The sequence below is a fragment of the Trueperaceae bacterium genome (assembly GCA_023954415.1).
Lineage (GTDB): Bacteria > Deinococcota > Deinococci > Deinococcales > Trueperaceae > JAAYYF01.
Genome location: JAMLIB010000003.1, coordinates 243,544 through 262,624, shown reverse-complemented (window position 1 = coordinate 262,624; position 19,081 = coordinate 243,544). Strand labels below are relative to the sequence as shown.

At 70.9% G+C, this 19,081-nt stretch carries 16 protein-coding genes and 1 riboswitch; of the genes, 7 read left to right on the top strand and 9 right to left on the bottom strand.

Annotated features, from left to right (window positions below):
- Nucleotides 1-23 precede the first annotated feature (23 nt).
- Nucleotides 24-875 carry an ABC transporter permease gene (locus tag M9914_05315; GenBank protein MCO5173594.1) on the top strand — a complete coding sequence of 284 codons (852 nt, stop codon included), beginning with the start codon at nucleotides 24-26 and terminating at the stop codon, nucleotides 873-875.
- Between the two features lie 33 nt (nucleotides 876-908).
- Here M9914_05315 and M9914_05310 read toward each other — a convergent pair whose 3' ends face one another.
- Complete coding sequence (locus M9914_05310) at nucleotides 909-3,176, bottom strand: alpha-glucosidase (GenBank protein MCO5173593.1); 2,268 nt, start codon at nucleotides 3,174-3,176, stop codon at nucleotides 909-911.
- A 54-nt stretch (nucleotides 3,177-3,230) separates the two neighbouring features.
- Nucleotides 3,231-3,401 (bottom strand): hypothetical protein, encoded by a 171-nt coding sequence (locus tag M9914_05305; protein ID MCO5173592.1) that lies wholly within the window; start codon nucleotides 3,399-3,401, stop codon nucleotides 3,231-3,233.
- 222 nt (nucleotides 3,402-3,623) lie between these two features.
- Between M9914_05305 and M9914_05300 the strand changes: the two genes are divergently transcribed.
- Together M9914_05300 and M9914_05295 are read left to right on the top strand one after the other, a co-directional pair.
- Entirely contained in the window at nucleotides 3,624-4,649 is a 1,026-nt protein-coding gene (locus tag M9914_05300) for an LLM class flavin-dependent oxidoreductase (GenBank protein ID MCO5173591.1), read from the top strand.
- Nucleotides 4,646-5,173 carry a methylated-DNA--[protein]-cysteine S-methyltransferase gene (locus M9914_05295; protein ID MCO5173590.1) on the top strand — a complete coding sequence of 176 codons (528 nt, stop codon included), beginning with the start codon at nucleotides 4,646-4,648 and terminating at the stop codon, nucleotides 5,171-5,173. The genes M9914_05300 and M9914_05295 overlap by 4 nt, the downstream gene beginning before the upstream one ends.
- Before the next feature lie 208 nt (nucleotides 5,174-5,381).
- Here M9914_05295 and M9914_05290 read toward each other — a convergent pair whose 3' ends face one another.
- The 4 genes from M9914_05290 to M9914_05275 form a co-directional block, all read right to left on the bottom strand.
- A complete protein-coding gene (locus M9914_05290) occupies nucleotides 5,382-5,696 on the bottom strand; it encodes an SMR family transporter (GenBank protein MCO5173589.1) in 315 nt (104 codons plus the stop codon).
- A 10-nt stretch (nucleotides 5,697-5,706) separates the two neighbouring features.
- A riboswitch (guanidine-III (ykkC-III) riboswitch) is annotated at nucleotides 5,707-5,769 on the bottom strand.
- Between the two features lie 32 nt (nucleotides 5,770-5,801).
- A complete protein-coding gene (locus M9914_05285; GenBank protein ID MCO5173588.1) occupies nucleotides 5,802-6,122 on the bottom strand; it encodes a TfoX/Sxy family protein in 321 nt (106 codons plus the stop codon).
- A 27-nt stretch (nucleotides 6,123-6,149) separates the two neighbouring features.
- Nucleotides 6,150-6,536 (bottom strand): dienelactone hydrolase family protein, encoded by a 387-nt coding sequence (locus tag M9914_05280; GenBank protein ID MCO5173587.1) that lies wholly within the window; start codon nucleotides 6,534-6,536, stop codon nucleotides 6,150-6,152.
- Nucleotides 6,537-6,555: 19 nt separating this feature from the next.
- Nucleotides 6,556-9,168, bottom strand: coding sequence for an NB-ARC domain-containing protein (locus M9914_05275; protein ID MCO5173586.1), 2,613 nt, complete (start codon nucleotides 9,166-9,168; stop codon nucleotides 6,556-6,558).
- A gap of 219 nt (nucleotides 9,169-9,387) precedes the next feature.
- Here M9914_05275 and M9914_05270 point away from each other — a divergent pair, with 219 nt between their 5' ends.
- Nucleotides 9,388-13,839: a thrombospondin type 3 repeat-containing protein gene (locus M9914_05270; protein ID MCO5173585.1), complete on the top strand. Its 4,452-nt coding sequence runs from the start codon at nucleotides 9,388-9,390 to the stop codon at nucleotides 13,837-13,839.
- A 179-nt stretch (nucleotides 13,840-14,018) separates the two neighbouring features.
- Here M9914_05270 and M9914_05265 read toward each other — a convergent pair whose 3' ends face one another.
- The 3 genes from M9914_05265 to M9914_05255 form a co-directional block, all read right to left on the bottom strand.
- Nucleotides 14,019-15,023 (bottom strand): deoxyhypusine synthase family protein, encoded by a 1,005-nt coding sequence (locus M9914_05265; GenBank protein ID MCO5173584.1) that lies wholly within the window; start codon nucleotides 15,021-15,023, stop codon nucleotides 14,019-14,021.
- A 192-nt stretch (nucleotides 15,024-15,215) separates the two neighbouring features.
- Complete coding sequence (locus M9914_05260) at nucleotides 15,216-15,968, bottom strand: DUF6498-containing protein (GenBank protein ID MCO5173583.1); 753 nt, start codon at nucleotides 15,966-15,968, stop codon at nucleotides 15,216-15,218.
- 68 nt (nucleotides 15,969-16,036) lie between these two features.
- Nucleotides 16,037-16,822, bottom strand: coding sequence for an inositol monophosphatase (locus tag M9914_05255; protein ID MCO5173582.1), 786 nt, complete (start codon nucleotides 16,820-16,822; stop codon nucleotides 16,037-16,039).
- Nucleotides 16,823-16,954: 132 nt separating this feature from the next.
- Here M9914_05255 and M9914_05250 point away from each other — a divergent pair, with 132 nt between their 5' ends.
- The 3 genes from M9914_05250 (at nucleotide 16,955) to M9914_05240 (ending at nucleotide 19,076) form a co-directional block, all read left to right on the top strand.
- A complete protein-coding gene (locus tag M9914_05250) occupies nucleotides 16,955-17,449 on the top strand; it encodes a hypothetical protein (protein ID MCO5173581.1) in 495 nt (164 codons plus the stop codon).
- A 131-nt stretch (nucleotides 17,450-17,580) separates the two neighbouring features.
- Nucleotides 17,581-18,390, top strand: coding sequence for a hypothetical protein (locus M9914_05245; GenBank protein ID MCO5173580.1), 810 nt, complete (start codon nucleotides 17,581-17,583; stop codon nucleotides 18,388-18,390).
- On the top strand, nucleotides 18,390-19,076 hold the full coding sequence (locus M9914_05240) for a response regulator transcription factor (protein MCO5173579.1): 687 nt from the start codon (nucleotides 18,390-18,392) through the stop codon (nucleotides 19,074-19,076). The genes M9914_05245 and M9914_05240 overlap by 1 nt, the downstream gene beginning before the upstream one ends.
- Nucleotides 19,077-19,081: the final 5 nt, after the last annotated feature.

Below are 19,081 nucleotides of genomic sequence, written 5' to 3'. Positions count from 1 at the left end.
GTCCTCGGGAAGGCGACCCCGCGATGACGGCCCCGAGGATCAAGAACAAGGCGCTGCGGCGCTTCCTGCGCAACCCAGGCACCGTCGTCGGCAGCGTCCTGACGGTCCTCCTCGTGCTCGTCGCCCTCCTGGCGCCCGTGATAGCCGGCGACCCGCTCCTGCAGAACCTCCCCGAGCGGCTGAAGCCGCCAAGCGGCCAGCACCTGCTCGGCACGGACCAGTTGGGGCGCGACGTCTGGGCGCGCGTCGTCCACGGCTCGCGCATCTCGCTGCGCATCGGTCTGACCGTGACGGGCATAGCGCTCGTCCTCGGGGGTCTCGTCGGCCTGCTGGCCGGCATCCTCGGCGGCCTGGCGGACGAGATCGCGATGCGCATCACCGACATCTTCTTCGCCTTCCCTGCGCTCATCCTCGCCATGGCCATCGCGGGGGCGCTCGGGCCGAGCCTCGTCAACCTGATGATCGCCGTCGCCGCGGTCTCGTGGCCGTACTACGCCCGGCTCATCCGGGCGCAGGTGCTCAGCCTCAAGTCCCTCGACTTCGTCGACGCCTCGCGCGCGCTCGGCGCCGGCCGGTGGCGACAGGCCGTGCGGCACGTCCTCCCGAACGCGCTGACGCCGCTGTTGGTGCAGGCCAGCTTCGACGTCGGCGGGGCCATCCTCACCGCGGCCGGCCTCGGCTTCATCGGCTTCGGCGCGCAACCCCCCACGCCGGAGTGGGGCGCGGTCGTCTCCGAGACGCGCTCGTTCATCATCGAGGCGCCGTGGGCGTCGTCCGCCCCCGCCATCGCCATCCTCCTGACGGTCCTCGCCTTCAACCTCCTCGGCGACGGGCTCAGGGACGTGCTCGACCCCCGCGGGCGGCGCAAGGGCTGACGCCCGGCCGGCCTCGAGCCGGTCCCGACGCTCCTAGCGCTCCACGCGGTCGAACAGTCCGGGGCTACCGAGCGGCGCGCCCACCTCCACCCAGGCGCCGGCGTCGGCCGCGTAGCGCGCGCCCGTCCAGCGGTGGCGCCACGCGCCGCTGCCGGCGGGCAGGTAGGCGGCGACGGTCGTGGCGCCCTCGCGCAGCACCGGTGCGACGAGCAGGTCGGGACCGAGGAAGAACTGCTCCGTCAGGTCGGCGCACGCTGGGTCTGCCGGGTACTGGAGCCACGGGTGGCGCGCGACGGGCATGCCGGTCGCGTGAGCCTCCGCCATCAGGCTCACGCGCAGCTCCCGCCAACTCGCGTGCAAGCGCGCCGCGTGGGCGAACTCCGCGCGCGCGCCGGCGTCCGAGTAGACCTGGACGTTGTGCTGCGGCCGGTTCCCCTCGTGCGTGCGCAGCATGACGGTGAAGGCCATCAGCTCGCCCCAGCGGGCGAGCAGCTCCGGGCTGCGCACCGTGCGCGGCAGGGGCGGCAACGTGGACGTGTAGCCGCCGACGTCGCCGTGGTTCAGCGCGAAGCCAGAGAACCCGCCGGAGAGCAGGCCCGTGAGGGCGCTCGCGAGGCCGTCGAAGCGGTCCCACGTGACGCACTGGTCGCCGAGCCAGAAGAGCCCGGCGGCGCCAGGGCTGCGCGTGAAGCCCGAGCGGAAGAAGGTCACGTAGTCGCTCGGCCGACGGCCGGTCGCCGCGGCCAGGCGCGCGCGCAGCTCCGCGTTGAAGGCCGCCCACTCCTCCGGGTAGCGGTTGTGCCACTCCAAGGCCGTGCCGCGCGCCAACCGGGCGTCCAGCGGCAGGCCCTCGCCGAAGTCGGCCATCCAGCCCGAGGCGCCGCTCTCCAAGAGGTTCGCGGTGAGCGTCTCCAGGTACCAGGCGCGCGCCTCCGGGTCCGAGAGGTCGAGGAGGCCGGCGACGAAGTCGCCCTGGTCCGTGAGGTACGTGCCGCCGTCGGGGCCCTTCACGAAGTAGCCGGCGGCGGCGGCGACGTCGAAGAGGGCCGGGCGCCCGCCCGGCCGCTCGTGCATGGGGGCGAGGAAGGGGTTGACGTAGACGAGGACGCGCACGCCTTTGGCCTCCAGGCGCTCGCGCATGCCGTGCCAGTCGGGGTAGCGCTCCGCGTCGCGCTGCCAGTCCCACCACAAGCGCGTCCCGAACGGCACCTTGCGGTTGCCGACCCAGTCCTGGAGCCAGACGCCCGCCAGCGGCGCCCCGGCCGCCTCCAGCTCCGCCACGACGCGCTCGACCTTCTCGCCGCCGCCCTGCATGCCCACCACGGCGCCGGCGTGCGCCCAGTCGGGCAGGGGGTGCATGCGGCCCGTCTCGCGCGTGTGCAGCTCGAGCAGCTCGCTAGGGGTGGCCGCGGCGTAGAGCAGCGCGCTCAGCCTGGGGGCGTACGCCCTCACACTGCCCGTCCCTGGCCGCCGCAGGTCGAAGAGCGCTGGGGCGCTGTCGCGCAGCGTCAAGCCGCGCAGGCCGGTCGTCACGAAGCCGGGCACCGGCGCGTACGTGCTCCACCAGTCGCCGCCCGCGCCCCCGAACGCTTCCGTGTAGCGCGTGAGCGGCTGGGCGCCACGCCCCACCCCCTGCTCGGCGGTGAGGATCGGCACGGCCTTGCCGCGCATGTCGAGGTACGTGAACTGCGCGCCGAAGCCGAAGACGCGCGCGGTCGGGTCCTGCGCCCAGTAGAGGTCGACGAAGAGGTCGTCCGTGGCCGGGACCGCGACGGCAGTGGTGGGACCCGCGGCGGAGCCCGTACGGGCATCGGCGGCGCCCGCGCCGACGTCTGAGCGCCGCAGCTCCACGTCCACGCCGACCCGCTGCCCGTCGACGTCCGTGAGGCGCACGGAGAACGTCACCGGTTCGGACGTGTCGGAGGCCGTCAGTCGCCCGCTCAACGTAAGCGCCGGTCGCTCTGAGCCGCTTTCGGTGGTCACGTCCGTCAACCACTGACGGCGGTAGCGCCTCGCGATCGCCTCGGTGGGTCTGAGATGGCCGGCGCGCCCGGCGGCGCCGTACCGGCCCAGCGCGGCGGCGAGGAAGGCGCGGCCGGGGGGCGAGGCGAAGACTACGCGCTGCCGATCGGCGGTGGCGACCACCGCCAGCGCCGCGCCACCTTCCGGCAGCCGCGAGACGCTCAGCGTGAACGCCCCCAAGGAGTGATCGCCGAAGACGTTCGGCGCGGCGTCGAGCCGGCCGGGCCGGTTGGCGCTCCTGCTGGTCGCGAACGGGAAAGCGCGCGTGATGGAGGTCATGCTCAGCCAGTCACGATCGGCTCGCCGCTGTAGGCCGGCCCCGCCAAGACGTGCTCAGCGCCGCCCACCGCGCGTGAGGCTCTGCACGACGGCGATGGCCATGCCGAAAGCGACCGCTGAGAAGAAGTACGCGAGCGGTCCCGCTCCGTTCAGCGCGCGCGTGAACAGGTAGGTCCCGGTGACGGCGAAGCAGACGAGCAGCAGCACGCTGAACGCGCGGTTCATCTGGGTCGCCTCGCACCGTCGGGTCGTTCGCCGGGTCGCATCTGGAGCGAAGCTATCACGCCGGGCGGCGGCGGCTCTACGCCGGACCGTGCAGATAGGGTCACGGACCGTGCGTGTGGGGTCGATCGCCTCGAGGCGCGCTCTCCCCGGGGCCGGCGTCGGTCCGTATCGGAGCCGATCGACGACATCGGCGGGGGCCCCGGCGTGCCAGACTCGCGTTACATGACGAAACGCATCGGTTTCCTATCGTTCGGCCACTGGGGGCTCTCGCCGTACTCGCAGACGCGGACGGCCGGCGACACGTTGCTCCAATCGATCGATCTGGCGGTCGCCGCCGAGGAGCTCGGGGCCGACGGGGCCTACTTCCGCGTGCACCACTTCGCGCGCCAGCTCGGCTCGCCGTTCCCGCTCCTTGCCGCCGTCGGGGCGCGTACGAAGCGCATCGAGATCGGCACGGCCGTCATCGACATGCGCTACGAGAACCCCTACTACATGGTCGAAGACGCGGGCGCGGCCGACCTCATCGCGGGCGGGCGCCTCCAGCTCGGCATCAGCCGCGGCTCGCCCGAGCAGGTGATAGACGGTTGGCGCCACTTCGGCTTCGCGCCGGCAGAGGGCGAGACGGACGCCGAGATGGCGCGGCGGCACGCCACCGTGTTCTTCGAGCTGCTGAAGGGCGAGGGGTTCGCGCGGCCGAGCCCACGCCCGATGTTCCCCAACCCGCCCGGCCTGTTGCGCCTGGAGCCGCACTCCGAGGGTCTGCGCGACCGGATCTGGTGGGGCTCCGCCACGAACGGCACGGCCGCCTGGGCGGCCGAGCTCGGCATGAACCTCCAGAGCTCCACCCTGAAGTTCGACGAGAGCGGCAAGCCGTTCCACGTGCAGCAGGCGGAGCAGATCCGCGCCTTCCGCGACGCGTGGCGGGCCGCCGGGCATGCACGCGAGCCGCGCGTGTCCGTGAGCCGCAGCATCTTCGCCCTCGTCGACGACAGGGACCGCGCCTACTTCGGCCGCGACGGCGAGGAGCGCGACCAGATCGGCTACATCGACGAGCAGACCCGCGCCATCTTCGGGCGCAGCTACGCGGCCGAGCCGGAGGCGCTCGTGAAGCAGCTCGCGGAGGACGAGGCGATCGCGGAAGCCGACACGCTGCTCCTAACCGTTCCCAACCAGCTCGGGGTGGAGTACAACGCCCACGTGATCGAGGCGATCCTCAAGTACGTGGCTCCCGAGCTGGGGTGGCGTTGACGCTCACCTCGACGCGCCTCACCACGCCCATCGGCCCGATGCTCGGCGTGGCCACCGAGGAAGCGCTCGTGCTCCTGGAGTTCGAGGAGCGGCGCGAACTGGCGCGGGAGCTCGAGGACCTCGCGCGGGACGCCGCCATCGTCGCGGGCGTGAACGAGCCCCTCGCGCAGCTCGAACGGGAGCTGGGCGAGTACTTCGCGGGCGCACTCGCCGAGTTCCGGACCCCGTTGGAGTTGCGCGGGACCGCCTTCCAGCGCGGCGCCTGGCGGGAGCTGCTGAAGATCCCGGCTGGCACCACCATCACGTACCTGCAGCTCGCGCACGCCGTGGGCAACCCGAGGTCGTTCAGGGCCGTGGCCCAGGCCAACGGCGCCAACCGCATCGCGGTGGTCGTGCCGTGCCACCGGGTCGTCAACACGGGTGGCGGCCTGGGCGGTTACGCGGCCGGCCTCGAGCGGAAGCGCTGGCTGCTCGAGCACGAGCGCAGGTTCTTCGGGGGCCGCGGGGCAGGCAGGCTCTTCTAGGCGGCGTCGGGCACGGGCTTGGTCGGGAGCGGTCGGGATGAGAACGGCCCGGGCGGGAGCGGGTCCGGGCAGCGATAGGGGCTAGGCGCTACGCACGGGCGAACGCGCGCGAAGCGCGAGGGCGAGACCTGCCGCGCGCCCGGGCCGCGAGCCTCGAATGTTCCCGTCCTGGATCCCTCTCGAGACGCGCCACACGCCTTGGCCGCGCTCAGGCCGCGAGCTTGAGCCCGACGATGCACCCGACCAGACCCACGAGCAGCGCCGCCCGCAGGAACGAGAACGGCTCCGCGCCCGTGGCCATGCCGTACACGACGGCCAGGCTGGCGCCCACGCCGACCCACACGGCGTAGGACGTGCCGGTCGGCAGCGTCTTCATGGCGTAGGCCAGCCCGCCCATGCTGGCGGCGAGGGCGGTGAAGAACAGTACGCTCGGCCAGAGCTTGGTGAGGCCAGCGGAGCGCCCGAGCGCCGTGGCCCAAACGGCCTCGAAGACCCCCGAGACGATAAGAACGACCCATGCCATGAGTGCCTCCATGGCGACGTCTTGTCGTGACCGGGTACGTCGCTCTCGTCCGGGACCGCCCGTGCAGCACGGCTCACGCGGTCGAGCCAGGATGCTAGCACACCCCTAGCGACGCCGCCGCTCCGGCAGCACGGCCGCGGTCGCATGGATGGCGGCCACGACCCGCAGCGGCTCCGCTTCCAGCGCCGTCGGGGTCAGGCGCCACGAGTCCTTGGCCCCCGGGTAGGCGGGCCCGAGCTCGGCCAAACCGGCGAGCTGCGCCTCCGCCGAGCTCCGCTTGACGAAGATGCTGCCGTCGTTGACGAGGCCAACCGGCTTCCCATCCAGGTAGACGCAGTAGCCGCCGAACATGGCCCTGGTGCTGCCGCCCAGCGGCTCCAGCCAGCCGAGGAGTGCCTGCGCCAAGCGCTTGCTGTCAGCGTCCATGCCGCACCTCGCGCGAGCGCACGGCGCCTAGACCCTGGCGAGGAGCGCGAGGGCGTGAGCGACGAGCAGGTCGGTCGCCTCCGCGTCGTACTCCCCTGTCGAGCTGTCCGCGAAGAAGTGCTTGTCGCCAGGGTAGAGGAACAGCTCGCCGTCGGCGGCCTCCGCCACTACGGCCTGGGCCGTCGGCAGGTCGTAGCCGTTGTCGAACTCCGGGTCGTGCTCCTGGGCGTGGATCTGGAGGGGGACGCCGACGGAGCGGACGTGAGCCATGCCCTCGTCCAACGTTGCGAACCGCTTCCCTTCGTACATGTCGGGAGTATGCACCGTGTGTCCGCCGGCGCGCAGCCGATCGGCCAGCGCGATGATCCCGGGTGTCAAACCGAGCACGTGATGGAACAGGACCAACTCCGCCATGACTACTCCTTGGGTGAGCCTAGCCGGATACGCCCGCCGCCACGGAGCCCATGCCGATGTGCTCCAGCAGCGCCGCCGCCGCGCGGGCGAGGTCGGGGGGCGTCTCAGGGCCTCCGGCCGCGACCTGCCGCACCAACCTGCTCGCGGCCGGCGTATCGCCCAGCGCCGCGAGCGTGCGCGCCAACCCCAACCGGCTGGCGTGCTCGTAGTACGGGTATACCCCCTGGGTCAGCTTCAGCGCGCGTTCGAAACTACGGCGCGCCAGGCCGAGCTCACCGCGCCCGAACCGCGCGCCCGCGAGCCGGAAGTGCGTCACCGCCTCCTGACCCGCGTTGCCGTGGCGGCGGTGGCTCTCGACGGCCGCCTGCAGTGCCTCGGCGGCGGCACCGAGCTCGCCCGTGACCATCTGGACCAGCGCGTCGCTGCCGGCGAACGCACCCGGATACTCGGGCGGCAGGGCGCCCCTCGCCAGGTCGAAGTAGCGCGTCGCGGCCGCGGGGTCCTGCCGCGCAACGGCGCACTCGGCCAGCGCCAGGTACGCCTTGCGCACCCCGATGGCGTGGCCCACCGGGAGGAGCATCGCCAGGGCGCGCTCGGCGTCGGCCTCGGCCTCGCCCACTCGCCCGAGCCAGATCAGGTTCTTCGCCCGCATGGCGAGGAGCTGGCCGCGAGCGGCCGCGGTCTCCGGCGATCCGGACCGCAGCGCCGCCAGCCCTTCGCCGAAGAGCGCTATGGCATCGTCGAACCGCCCCAGCCGCCCGAAGAGGGCGTAGCAACCGAGCGAGAGGGCCTGGACGGCGACCCCGTCCTCGAGCTCGAGGGCGTGCCTGAACGCCAGCAGGCTGTTGGGCAGCGCGCCGTGCAGGAGCCGCTGAACCGCCGCCTGCTCGGGTCCGAAGGCGGCGCGGTAGTGCCTGAGGGGCAGGCTCGCGTAGTAGGCGACATGGGCACGGGCGGTGCTCGCATGCAAGTCGGGCTCGGCGACGAGTAACCGCCGCGCGAAGAGCCGCGTGAGCTTGCCGAGCTCCAAGCATCCGTCCTCCCGCGCGGCGAGGAGCGAGAGCTCCTGCAGCTCCAGCACGGCCGTCGCCGGGACGCCGGTAACCTCCGCGACCGCCTCGCGCGTGAAGCCGGGCTCGAAGTAAGCCAGACGAGCGAGCGCGGCGCGACCGGCGGCGCTCAGTTCGGCGACGGTGTGCGCGAACCGCGCGGCGGGACTCCGCAAGCGCGGCGGGACGCCGCGAAGCTCGCCGAGCGCGGCGGGCTCCCGCTCGATCAGCGCGGCCAGGTCGTGAGCGGACATGGCGCCTGCCAGCCCGGCGGCCACCGCGAGCGCTAGCGGGGAGCCGCCGACGGTCTCGGACAGCCTCGCGGCTCCCGCGCGGCCCGCCGGATCCGCGGCGTCGGTCCCGTTGATCGCCCTGGCCAGCTCGGAGAACAGTTCCGGCCCGTCCTGACCGAGGCCCGCGACCCTGAACACGCGCTCACCCGGGTGGGCCAGGCGCCTGGTGGCGGTGGCGAGCACGCTCAGGTCCGGCGAGGCGCCCAAAGCCGTCCCTATCAGCGTCGCGGCGGCGTCCAGTTCGGCCTCGCCCGCGCCCACATCGTCCAGCACGAGCAGCGACCGGCGGCCCCGGAGGCGCGCCAGGGCCTCGACCAGCTCGCCGCCGGTCAACCAGGGCGCGGCGCTCAGGCAGCGCCGCCCCAGCGCGTCCGCGCTCACGGCGCCGTCGGCGTTCACCACCACGACCCCGCCCGGGAAATCGCCGGTCGCGTGGCGATCGGCCGCCACCTGCAGGGCGAGCCGCGACTTGCCGATGCCGCCCTCGCCGACCAGGGTCACCAACCGCGCGTCCGCGTGCCTGAGTAGCGCGGCGAGCTCCAAACGCTCGCGTTGGCGGCCGACCGTCCTGCCGAGCGGCGCGACGAGGTTCGTCGGCGCCAGGACGGTACCTGTCCTGAGGCGCGCTACCAAGCCGCGAACGCGCTCGCCCTCCGTCCCCTCGGCCGCGCCAAGGGCACGGGATTCCGCCAGCGACTCTCCCCTCAGCGTCCCGCCGCCGAGGACTATGAGCGCGTGCAACACCTCGACCTGCGCCGGGTCGCTGCCGCCTTGGCCGGCGGCGGCGTAGGCCGCGTCGGCGAGCGCGCCGGCCTGCGCGTACCTCCCGGCCGCCACGAGCCTGCCGGCTTCCGCCACGGCGGAGCGTTGCATGCGTTCGACGAGGGCCTCCCTCACGGCTATCGCCCACGTGAAGAGTTCGTCGCCGAGGCCGACCTCTGCCCCTTGCAGGAACGGCCCCCGGTGCAGCTCGACCGCCCGGGCGACGTCGCAGAGCTCCAGGGCGGCGAGGAACTGGTGGTGGTCGGTGCGGAGGTCGAGCGCCACGCCCGCCGCGTCGACGTGAAGCGCGCCCTCGGCGCCGACTTCCCGCAGCTGGCGACGCAGACGCGTGAGGTTGACCGAGAGCTGGTTGAGCGGGTCGCGGTTGCCCTCGCAGAAGAGCTCAGCCAGGCGGCGGCGCGGCTGCCGACCCTCTACGGTGAGGTAGGCCGCCAGCAGGAGCGGCCGACGGCCAGGCAGCGTCCCGCCCACGAGTTCCGGACCCCCGAAGGTTAGCAGCTGCAGCACGCCCGCTCTCCTTCCCAGCTCGTCGGCCGCTCCGCCGGACCCCCGGGCGCGGACAGGCCCAAGACAGGCTCAAGACAGGGCGAGTCTTGCATACTTCCTCATCGGATGCTCAGGCGGACGGCACCGTCCCTTCGCCCACGTCTTCGCGGCGTTCCGGGAGCCCAACGTCAAGCCGCGAACCGATAGCCGAGGCGGGAGCCCGGCAGCTGGGAGCGCAGGATGATAGACACTCCGACCCCTCACGCACGCCTCGCGCGCGGGTTCACGGCCAGGTTCGTGACCTGGCTCGTCGGCGCCGCCCTCCTCCTGGTGGTCGGCTGCGCCAAGCAGCCGACGACGCCCCCACCCGCTCCTCCCGAGCCGGCCGGCCTCACGGGGGTCCGCGCCACGAGCAACACGTCTTTGATCGCCAGCTTCGACAGGCAGGTGGGGGCCGGCGCCACCGACGTGGGCTTGTACACCGTCACCGCCACCGGCGGCGGTGAGCTGGAGGTCGTGGCCGCGTATCCGCGCGCCGACGGACTCAGTGTGGCGCTCGCCACGGCCCCGCAGGCGGCGGTCGACTACCGTCTCGACGCGCCCCAGGTCCCGGCCGCTACCCCGGCGTCTGCCGCGGCAGACGCGCCCGGCACGTTGACGGGAGCCGCCACCGACGCGGGCAAGTTCACGGGCAGCCTCGTGCCGGCGCCAGTGCTCGCTCGTGCCGTGCCCATCGGCAACGACCAACTGCTCCTGACGTTCACCGACACCGCGGGCGACCCGGTCGCGATGGGCGACGACGCGCTGCTCCCGAGCAGCTACGCGCTCACCCCCAACCTCACCGTCGTCTCGGCCGAGTTCGACCAGGCTGGTGGGGGAGCAGACCGCAGCGCCGTCGTGCTCACCACGAACGCCATGGACTTCCCCGTCGGGCGCGCGAGCGTGACGGGCGCCACCACCTTCCACGGCCAGATGCTCCTCGACCCCCGGGCGGCCGAACTGGAGTTCCACCCTATCGGCACGCCCGATCCGGCGGCGCCCTACGTGAGCACGGCGTACGCCGCGGACCCGAACACGGTGATCGTGCTCTTCAGCGAAAGCGTGCGCGGCACCCTCGCACCCGGCTCGCTCGGCGGCGCCACCTTCGCGCTCACCGGCCCCGGCGGGACGCAGGTGGCCGTCGACTCGTTCGCCGCCGAGCAACGCGCCACGCGCGCCCGGCTCGTCGTCGACGACCTCGCGCCCGGCATCCCGTACACCCTCACGCTGGCCGGCATCGCGGACATGGCCGGCAACCCGCTGCAGCAGCTCACGAGCGCCGGCATCGTGATCGTCGGCCCGGACCCCGTCGGCACGCCGGACACGACGTCGCCGCGCGTGACGGGGGCGGTAGCCACCTCGCCGACGAACGTGCTCGTCACGTTCAGCGAGCCCATGCGTGGCGGCGGCAGTGGAGCGGAGGACCCTTCCCGCTACGGCATCGCCAGCCTCGCCGGCGAGAGCGCGGCCACCCAGGCCCTGCTCACCGTGACGGGCGCCACCCTCTCACCGGACGGACGCAGCGTCAACCTAACCACCCTCTCGCAGAGCGAGATCGAGTACGGCCTCAAGGTCGTGGGAGTAGCCGACCTGGCCGGCAACCTCGTCGTTCCGCCCGACCGGGAGAACCCCTACCAGGTCCAGTTCCACGGCATGGCCGCGAGCGGCCCGGGCGTCGACACGGACGGCGACGGGCTCTCGGACGCGGCCGAGCAGCGCGGCTGGACGGTCGTCGTGCGGCGCGCCGACGGCACTACCACCACCACGACGGTCACGAGCGACCCGCTCCTCGCCGACACGGACGGCGATGGTCTCACCGACCTAGAGGAGAAGACCTACCTCACCAACCCGCGCAGCGCCGACACGGACAGCGACCAACTGAGCGACTTCTGGGAGCTGAACTACGTCTACAGCGACCCGGCGGCACAGGACACCGACGGCGACGGGCTGATAGACGGGCTCGAGTGGTGGTTCTTCCGCACGTCGCCGAACCTCGCCGATACCGACGGCGACCAGATAGACGACGGTGACGAGATCAACTTCGGCAACCGCAACCCGCGCCTGGCCGACCTGCCCCTGCCGGGCATCGAGGTCGGCGCCGTCGACCTGCAGCTCGACGTGCGGTTCTCGGCCACGAGCCAGCGCGGCACGCGCGAGCTCGAGTCGGCCACGTACTCCTCGACGCTCACCCAGAGCGAGAGCCGCTCGACGAGCAACACGGACAGCAACACGCAGGAGTTCATGGTCAAGGCCGGGGTCGAGATCGGTTGGAAGGCCGGCGTCGACTTCGGCGCGTCCGGCAAGTTCAACGTCGAGACGGGTTACACGGGCCAGTGGTCGTCGAGCTTCACGTCCGAATCGGCGCGCGAGACGCAGAACGCGTACGAACGCTCCACCCAGACGGACCGCGAGCTCCAGGTGGACGAGACGCTCGCGCGCGAGGTCCAGGGCGCGGCCATGCGCCTGACCGTCAGCCTGCGCAACCTGGGCGACATCGCGTTCAACATCTCCGACATCCAGGTCTCCGCGTTCATCCTCGACCAGAACTTCCCGGGCCGGCTCGTGCCCATCGCCACCCTCACGCCGGAGAGCGAGCCGGCTGGCGGCTACAACCTCGGGCCGCTCGTGCCCGAGCGCGGGCCGCTCGTGTTCGTCAACGACCAGGTCTTCCCCGCGCTCGTCGAGCAGCTGATGCGCAACCCGAACGGCCTGGTGTTCAAGATCTCCAACTTCGACGTCACCGACGAGTTCGGACGCAACTTCGCGTTCACCTCGCAGGACGTCAACGACCGCACGGCCACCGTCGTGATCGACTACGGGGCGGCCGACAGCGACGGGGACGGCGAGGGCGACGTGACGGAGCGCCTGAAGGTCTCGACGAGCGCCGGCCGGGCCCTCTTCGACACCAACGGCGACGGCGTCATCGACGACGACGACCGCATCCTCTTCGACGACCGCGGGCGGCAGGTCGGCATAACCCTCGCCGAGGCCCTCGAGGAGGTCCTCGGGCTCGATCATTACGACGAGGACGCCACCCCGACGGCGACTCTCGATCCCGTACAGCTCGCCAACAGTTACTCCACGCGCGTGGTTGGCGGGGTGGAGCGGCTGTGGCGCATCCGCACCGCATCACGCGAGCTCGGCAACCCCCTCAAGGCCTGGGCGGTGCTCACGCCGGAGGGCATCGTCGACAACACGTCGCAGGACGTGCGCGGCCGCGTGCTCGGCGCCGGCGAGGGCATAACGCTGGCCTACGTGCAGGACCTCGATGACGACGGCTTGCCGGCGTCCATCGAGTACATGCTCAGCTGCTCGGATACCAACGTCGATACCGACGGCGACGGCCTCACGGACAGCTTCGAAGCGTTCGAGGGTTGGCGCGTGAGCGTGATCGGCAAGGGCGACTACACGGGCTACTCGAGCTGCTCGCGCACGGACACCGACCTCGACGGCCTGACCGACGCCGAGGAACTCACCCTTGGGACCGACGCCCAGCAACGCGACACCGACAAGGACGGCATCACGGACAGCGACGAGGTTCGCGGCTTCACGATGCGCACGCGTGGCGGCGTCCTGCTCACCGGCGTGACCACGGACCCGCTCAACCCGGACTCCGACGGCGACACCCTGCCGGACGGCGCCGAGCGTACCCTGGGCACGAACCCCAACGTGAACGACGGCGACCTCGTCTTCGACGACGACGGCGACACGCTCGTCAACGCGCAGGAGGACGACGGCTGGACGGTCACGTACTACCCGGTGAGCACGGCGCCGTACGTGCAGCCGACCGCGGTCGCCTTACACGTGACGTCCGCGAGGGACCTGGCCGACACCGACGGCGACGGCCTGCGCGACGACGTCGAGTTCCAACTCGGCACAAACCCGCGCCTGGCCGACACCGACGGCGACGGCCTCACGGACTTCGAAGAGGTCCAGCTCGGCACCGACCCGCTCGACGCGGACACGGACGACGACCTGCTGAGCGACGGGGTGGAGGTCACCACGCCGCGCCGCATCCAGGTGACGGGGGCGGCGCCTTACGTCGTCCATTCCGACCCGCTCGTGGCGGACGTCGACCTCGACAACCTCGTCGACGGTCAGGAGGTCACGCTCGGCACCGACCCGACGAAGTACGACACCGACGGGGACGGCGCTAGCGACACGGTAGAAGGCGCCCGCATGGCCGACACCGACTCGAACAACGACACCGACCCGCTGGTGCGCGACCAGCTCCTGCGGATCACGTACGAGATGCAAGGCGTGCGCACGTCGTTCAACAACATCTGCGGCGAGGCGGGGGGCGGCAACGCGTACGTCACCGGCAACTTCCACTACAGCCTCGTGGGCACCACCCACGGCGGCAGCTACAGCACGGGCGGCAAGAACCTCGGGACGGACTACGTGTCGGTCCGCAACGACCTGCTGGTCCTGACCGCCGCCCAAGGCGCCACGTTGCAAGCCTTCACCACCGCCCTGACGCGTTGGGACGGCGCCATCGGCTACAACCTCAACAACCTCAACCAGAACTACCTGACGAGCGACGGCCTGTTCGACTCCATCAAGCAGGACGTGTTCCGTCAGACCCAAGCCTCGGCCAACCCGGAGGATTGCGTGGTGAACATCCGCTTCACCATCACGCCGATCAACAACTGATCGGTCCGCCAGAACATCCCGGCGTCCGCTAGCGACGCCTAGCGTACGTGGCGCAGCGGCCGCCCCCTTTCGCGGGGCCGGCCGCTGCGCCATGTACGCCGCCATCACGCAGATCCGACAGCGCCTGACGGCGGCCTCTCCTCAGGGGACAGCGGCTTCTTGCCTGCCGCCCGAGCCGGTTACTGCCCCAGGATCATCGCGAACATGAGCGGCGCCACGATGGTCGCGTCGGACTCGATGATGAACTTCGGCGTGTCGATGCCGAGCTTGCCCCACGTGATCTTCTCGTTCGGCACGGCGCCGGAGTACGAGCCGTAGCTCGTGGTCGAGTCGCTCACTTGGCAGAAGTAGCCCCAGAGCGGCGTGGAGCGCTGCATGTCCTGCTCGAGCATGGGAACGACGCAGATCGGGAAGTCGCCGGCGATACCGCCGCCGATCTGGTAGAAGCCGACCGAGCGCTCCTCGGCCATGGCCGTGTACCACTCGGCGAGGAACATCATGTACTCGATGCCCGTGCGCACCGTGTGCACGTTCTTGATCTCGCCCAGGAGGTTGTGCGCGGCGTACATGTTGCCGCTCGTCGAGTCCTCCCAGCCCGGCACGATGATGGGGAGGTTCTTCCGCGCCGCGGCGAGCAGCCAGGAGTCCTGTGGGTCGATCTGGTAGTACTGCTCGAGCTTCCCTGAGAGCAGGATGCGGTAGAGGAACTCGTGCGGGAAGTAGCGCTCACCCGCCTTGTCGGCGCGCGTCCACTCGTCCACCAGGGCTCCCTCGAGGCGACGCATGGCCTCCCCCTCCGGGATGCACGTGTCCGTGACGCGGTTCATGTGCCGGTCGAGCAGCGCCTGCTCGTCCTCGGGCGTGAGGTCGCGGTAGTGGGGCACGCGCTCGTAGAAGTCGTGCGCGATGAGGTTGAAGACGTCCTCCTCAAGGTTCGCGCCCGTGCACGTGATGATCTGCACCTTGTCCTGGCGGATCATCTCGGCGAGCGAGAGCCCCAGCTCGGCGGTGCTCATGGCACCGGCGAGGGTGATCATCATGGCGCCGCCCCTGTTCAGGTGCTCGATGTACGCGTCGGTCGCGTCGATGAGGGCGGCGGAGTTGAAGTGTCGGTAGTGGTGGCGGAGGAAGGTGCTGATCGGGCCTCGGGCGGCCGTGGCTAGGTTGGCGGTAGTGGTCGACATGGTGGCTCCTTATGCTGGAGCGGGCAGGCCGCTCCCTCTGGCGCCATCGTATGCCCGGGCGGCGATCGGAGTAAGTGCGACCGCCGATCGAGTGGGACCGCCGGCTCGTAAGGCCTTTGGTCGCGTGCCGACCATCGGTCGGGAACCACCCGGCTGATGCGTGGGAGCGCCGTTGGGGTGCGTAGGGCCGCGCTAAGGCTCCGTCCGGGAGACCGGTGTCAGGGTCTCGGGCTGCGTGCGCGCCGCGCCGCCGGCCGGGGGCGACTCCGCCGACGGGCCTACGGCCGTCCTGGTCGCGGCTCGGGACTCCCGCAGTTGCGCCCACACGTCCACGCCTACCTTGACGGCCACGAACAGCAGCAACACGAGCTGAGACGGCCCGATCAGCAGCGCCAGGAAGCCGCCAGCGATGATCGTCAGGTGCAGCACGACCACGCGGCCGTACGGCTGCGACATCAGGTCGTTGACGCCGACGCGACGGTACTCGCCGGATGCCAGGTAGTCGGTCACGAACGACGCGCCGTGCGATACCAGCATCGTCGCAACGGGCCAGGCGAGCACGTCGGCGCGCATCCCCGTGACGATCACGGCAGCGAAGAAGAACGTGTCCGGCCTGACGGGGATGGTGGGGCCTGAGCCGCCGAAGAGCACCACGACGAAGAGCCCGTGGATGAGCCAGAAGATGCCGTAGTGGGCGATGAAGAACGGAACGCCGAAGACCTTGCCCGCCAACTGCACCGACCGCGGCAGCTTATCCGTACTGGCCACGAGCATCTTCGCCACCGTGTAGAGGCCCACCACGCCGCTCTCGAGCCAGTACAGGAGGACCAGGTCGCCGAGCTGCCAGTCCCATAAGAAGACGCCCGCTACCGGAACGAGGTTGGCGAGCAGCAAGGACAGCAGAGCCCACCGGTTGGCGGGCGCGCGCCTGGTAGTCGAACTCACTCCGCCATCCTATGGTCCCTCGCACCGGTGGCGGCGTGGTGGAGGTCGCATCGTCTCGTCAGCGGCGGTCAGTCCACCATGAACCCGAGCACCCTCAGCATCTCGTCGTGGACGAGCCCGTTGCTGGAGACGAGCAACGGCTTCTCCACCTCGAAGTCGCGTCCGCATTCGTCCGTCACCCGCCCGCCGGCCTCGCGCACTATGAGCACGCCCGCCGCCACGTCCCAGGGGTTGAGGCTCAGTTCCCAGAAACCGTCGGCCTGGCCGCAGGCCACCATGCAGAGGTCGAGGGCGGCCGAACCGGCGCGCCGCACGCCGCGCGCCTCACGCAACGCCTTCTCGAACAGTGGCAGGCTCGCCGTTATCCCTTGCTCGTCGGCGTTGAACCCGGTCGACAGCACCGCGTTCGACACCCGATCGACACCGCTGACCCTTATGGGGACCCCATCGGCTTGTGCCCCCTCGCCCCGCACGGCCGTGAAGAGCCGGCCGCTCACGCTGTCCAGCACGGCACCGACCTCCAGCCGACCCTCCACCTCGAGCGCGATGGAGACACTGTAGAAGGGGAAGCCGCTGGTGTAGTTGATGGTCCCGTCGAGCGGGTCGACGATCCACCTGTGCGTGCCGCCGCCCGCCCCGCGCTGCCCCTGCTCCTCGCCCAGCACGGCGTGGTCGGGGTAGGCCGCCGAGATCACCTCGCGGATGCGCGTCTCGCTCAGCTTGTCCACCTTGGTGACGATGTCGGCGTAGTTGGCCTTCGTACCGACCTGCTTGTCTGGGTCGGCGGCGTAGAAGCGGTGGATGGCTGCGGCGGCCTGCGCGGCCGTGATGGCGATGGCGAGGTACTCGTTCATGACTCGCCATTGTAGGGCGACAGCTTGGCGAGCGGTCGCCGGCGCGGTCGGCCCGGCCCGGCTCGGCCAACGAGCCGCGGACTTCAGGCAGCCTTCAGCGACGGCCGGGAGGATGGCGTAAGGAGGTTGGACATGAACAGCACCCGTAAGCTCCCCAAGACCGCCGCCCTACTCGCCGCCATCACCCTGACCGTAACGGCCCTGGCGGCGCCACTCCCTACGTACGCCCGCCTGCAGCTGCACGACGACCAAGGCAGCCTGGTCGGGTACGGTGAACTCGAAGGCAAGGAACTCGAGCTCGACGTGCTCGCTGGTCAAGCCGGCACCGCCACCTTGACGGTGTCGTCCTTCGACGGCACGGTCACCATCTACGACGTTCGCTACTCGGACACCGGCGAGATCCTCCTCGTCGTGGACGGCGCGGTCGTAAGCTTGGCCGACTTCGCGGTCTCCGAGGGGCTACGGCTGGACCTGGACGTCGAGAACGTCCTGGACGAGCCTTGGGACGACGACAGCTACGACGATCGTGATCGCCATGACGACGAGGACGACGATCGGGACGACCGTCATGACGACGACCACGACCACGACGATGACGACGACGAGGACGACCGCGACGACGACTGATCCCCGGTAGCCGAGAACCGGCCGTGACACATCGCAGAGCGTCGACGCCCATTGACGGCGTCGACGCTCGAACCGTGGCCCATGGCGGCTAGCAACGATGTCAGAGAGGGGAACTGTACGATGGCGATGTCATGCTCGTGAAGGTAAGGATAGTCGCGTTCTCGCTCCTGGCGGTACTAGCTAGCCAGCTGACCCAGCCGGCCGCCCGCGCCCAAGGCGCCGAGTCGACCTTCCGCACCTCCGAGGCCATAGTGATCGACGCCTCCGGTACGCGCCTCCTCGGCCACGGTCAAGTCCGGGCGGACAGGCTGACGCTCGACCTCGCAGACATCAGCGGCCGTTTCGTGCTCCTTCTGATCGACGACGACGGGAACGTCGAACGCTACCTAGGCGCCCTGACCCCCGATGCTCGCCTCGTCCTCCAGCTGGCGGACGGGGTCCAGGTCGGGATCTCGGACTTCTTCGCGAAGCGCGGGATCGAGTTGCTCTTCGGCGGTCCGGGCGCGGCGCGGACCCCTCAGCCAGACGACGACCCTGCCGGCCCGGCGGTCGACGACGAGGGAGACGACGGAGACGACGACGGGCACGGTGAGAACGGCGACAGGGACACTGACGGCGACTACGGCGACACCGACGGCCAAGACGACGACAGCGAGGACGACCGACCGTCCGACGGGGAGGACGAGGGCGATCCAGACGAGCAGGACGACGCCGCTGACGCCGACGAGAGCGGCGACGACGAGCAGGACGATGAGACCGGCGACGATGACCAGGACGAGAGTGACGATCCGGAGGACGACGGCGACCAGGGCGAGACCGGCGAGGTGTGGACCGGCGCAGCCGCTGCATCAGTCGGCTCCCCGCCGACATCGGTCGGTCCCTGGCAAGCGACCGCACCGGGCCCGGCCGCACCTTCGCCTCTCGGCTTGGCGACGGCCTGATGCCGGCAGACCATGCTGGCAAGGGGTCCGCTGCCCACGTCCTAGTGGTGGAGGACGATCGTGAGCTGGCGCGGCTCCTGAGCGAGCAACTAGGTCTCTCGGGCTACGCCGTCACGGTGACCGGGCGACTCGGCGAGGCGCGCGAACGCCTGGCGGGAGCGCGCTTCGACCTGATCGTCCTCGACCTCAACCTGCCTGACGGCGACGGGCTCGACCTGGCCGCGGAGGTAAGGCAGGACGGCAGCACGCCCGTTCTCATGCTCACCGCCCGCGCCGACGTCAAGAGCCGCGTCGCCGGTCTCTACGCCGGGGCTAACGACTACCTCACCAAACCGTTCAACGTCGCGGAACTCTTGGCACGCGTTCACGTGCAGCTGCGCGAGGCGGGGGCCCGAGGCGTGGTCGCGTACGGTGACTTGATCCTTGACCGGCAGACGCACGCATGCACCGTCGGCGAGGCCGTCGAGTACCTGCCGGAGCGCGAGTTCGAACTGTTACACCTGCTCGTCCGGTACCGCGGGCGCATCTTCACCAAGGAGGACCTCGAGAGGGCTCTCTACGGAGTCGTCCCTCCCGACTCGAACACGATCGAGGTGTACGTATACAACGTCAGGCGCAAGCTCAGGGGCATGGGCCTAGGAGAGGTCATCCGCACGGTGCGCAACCGCGGCTACGTGGTCGTGTGAGGCGA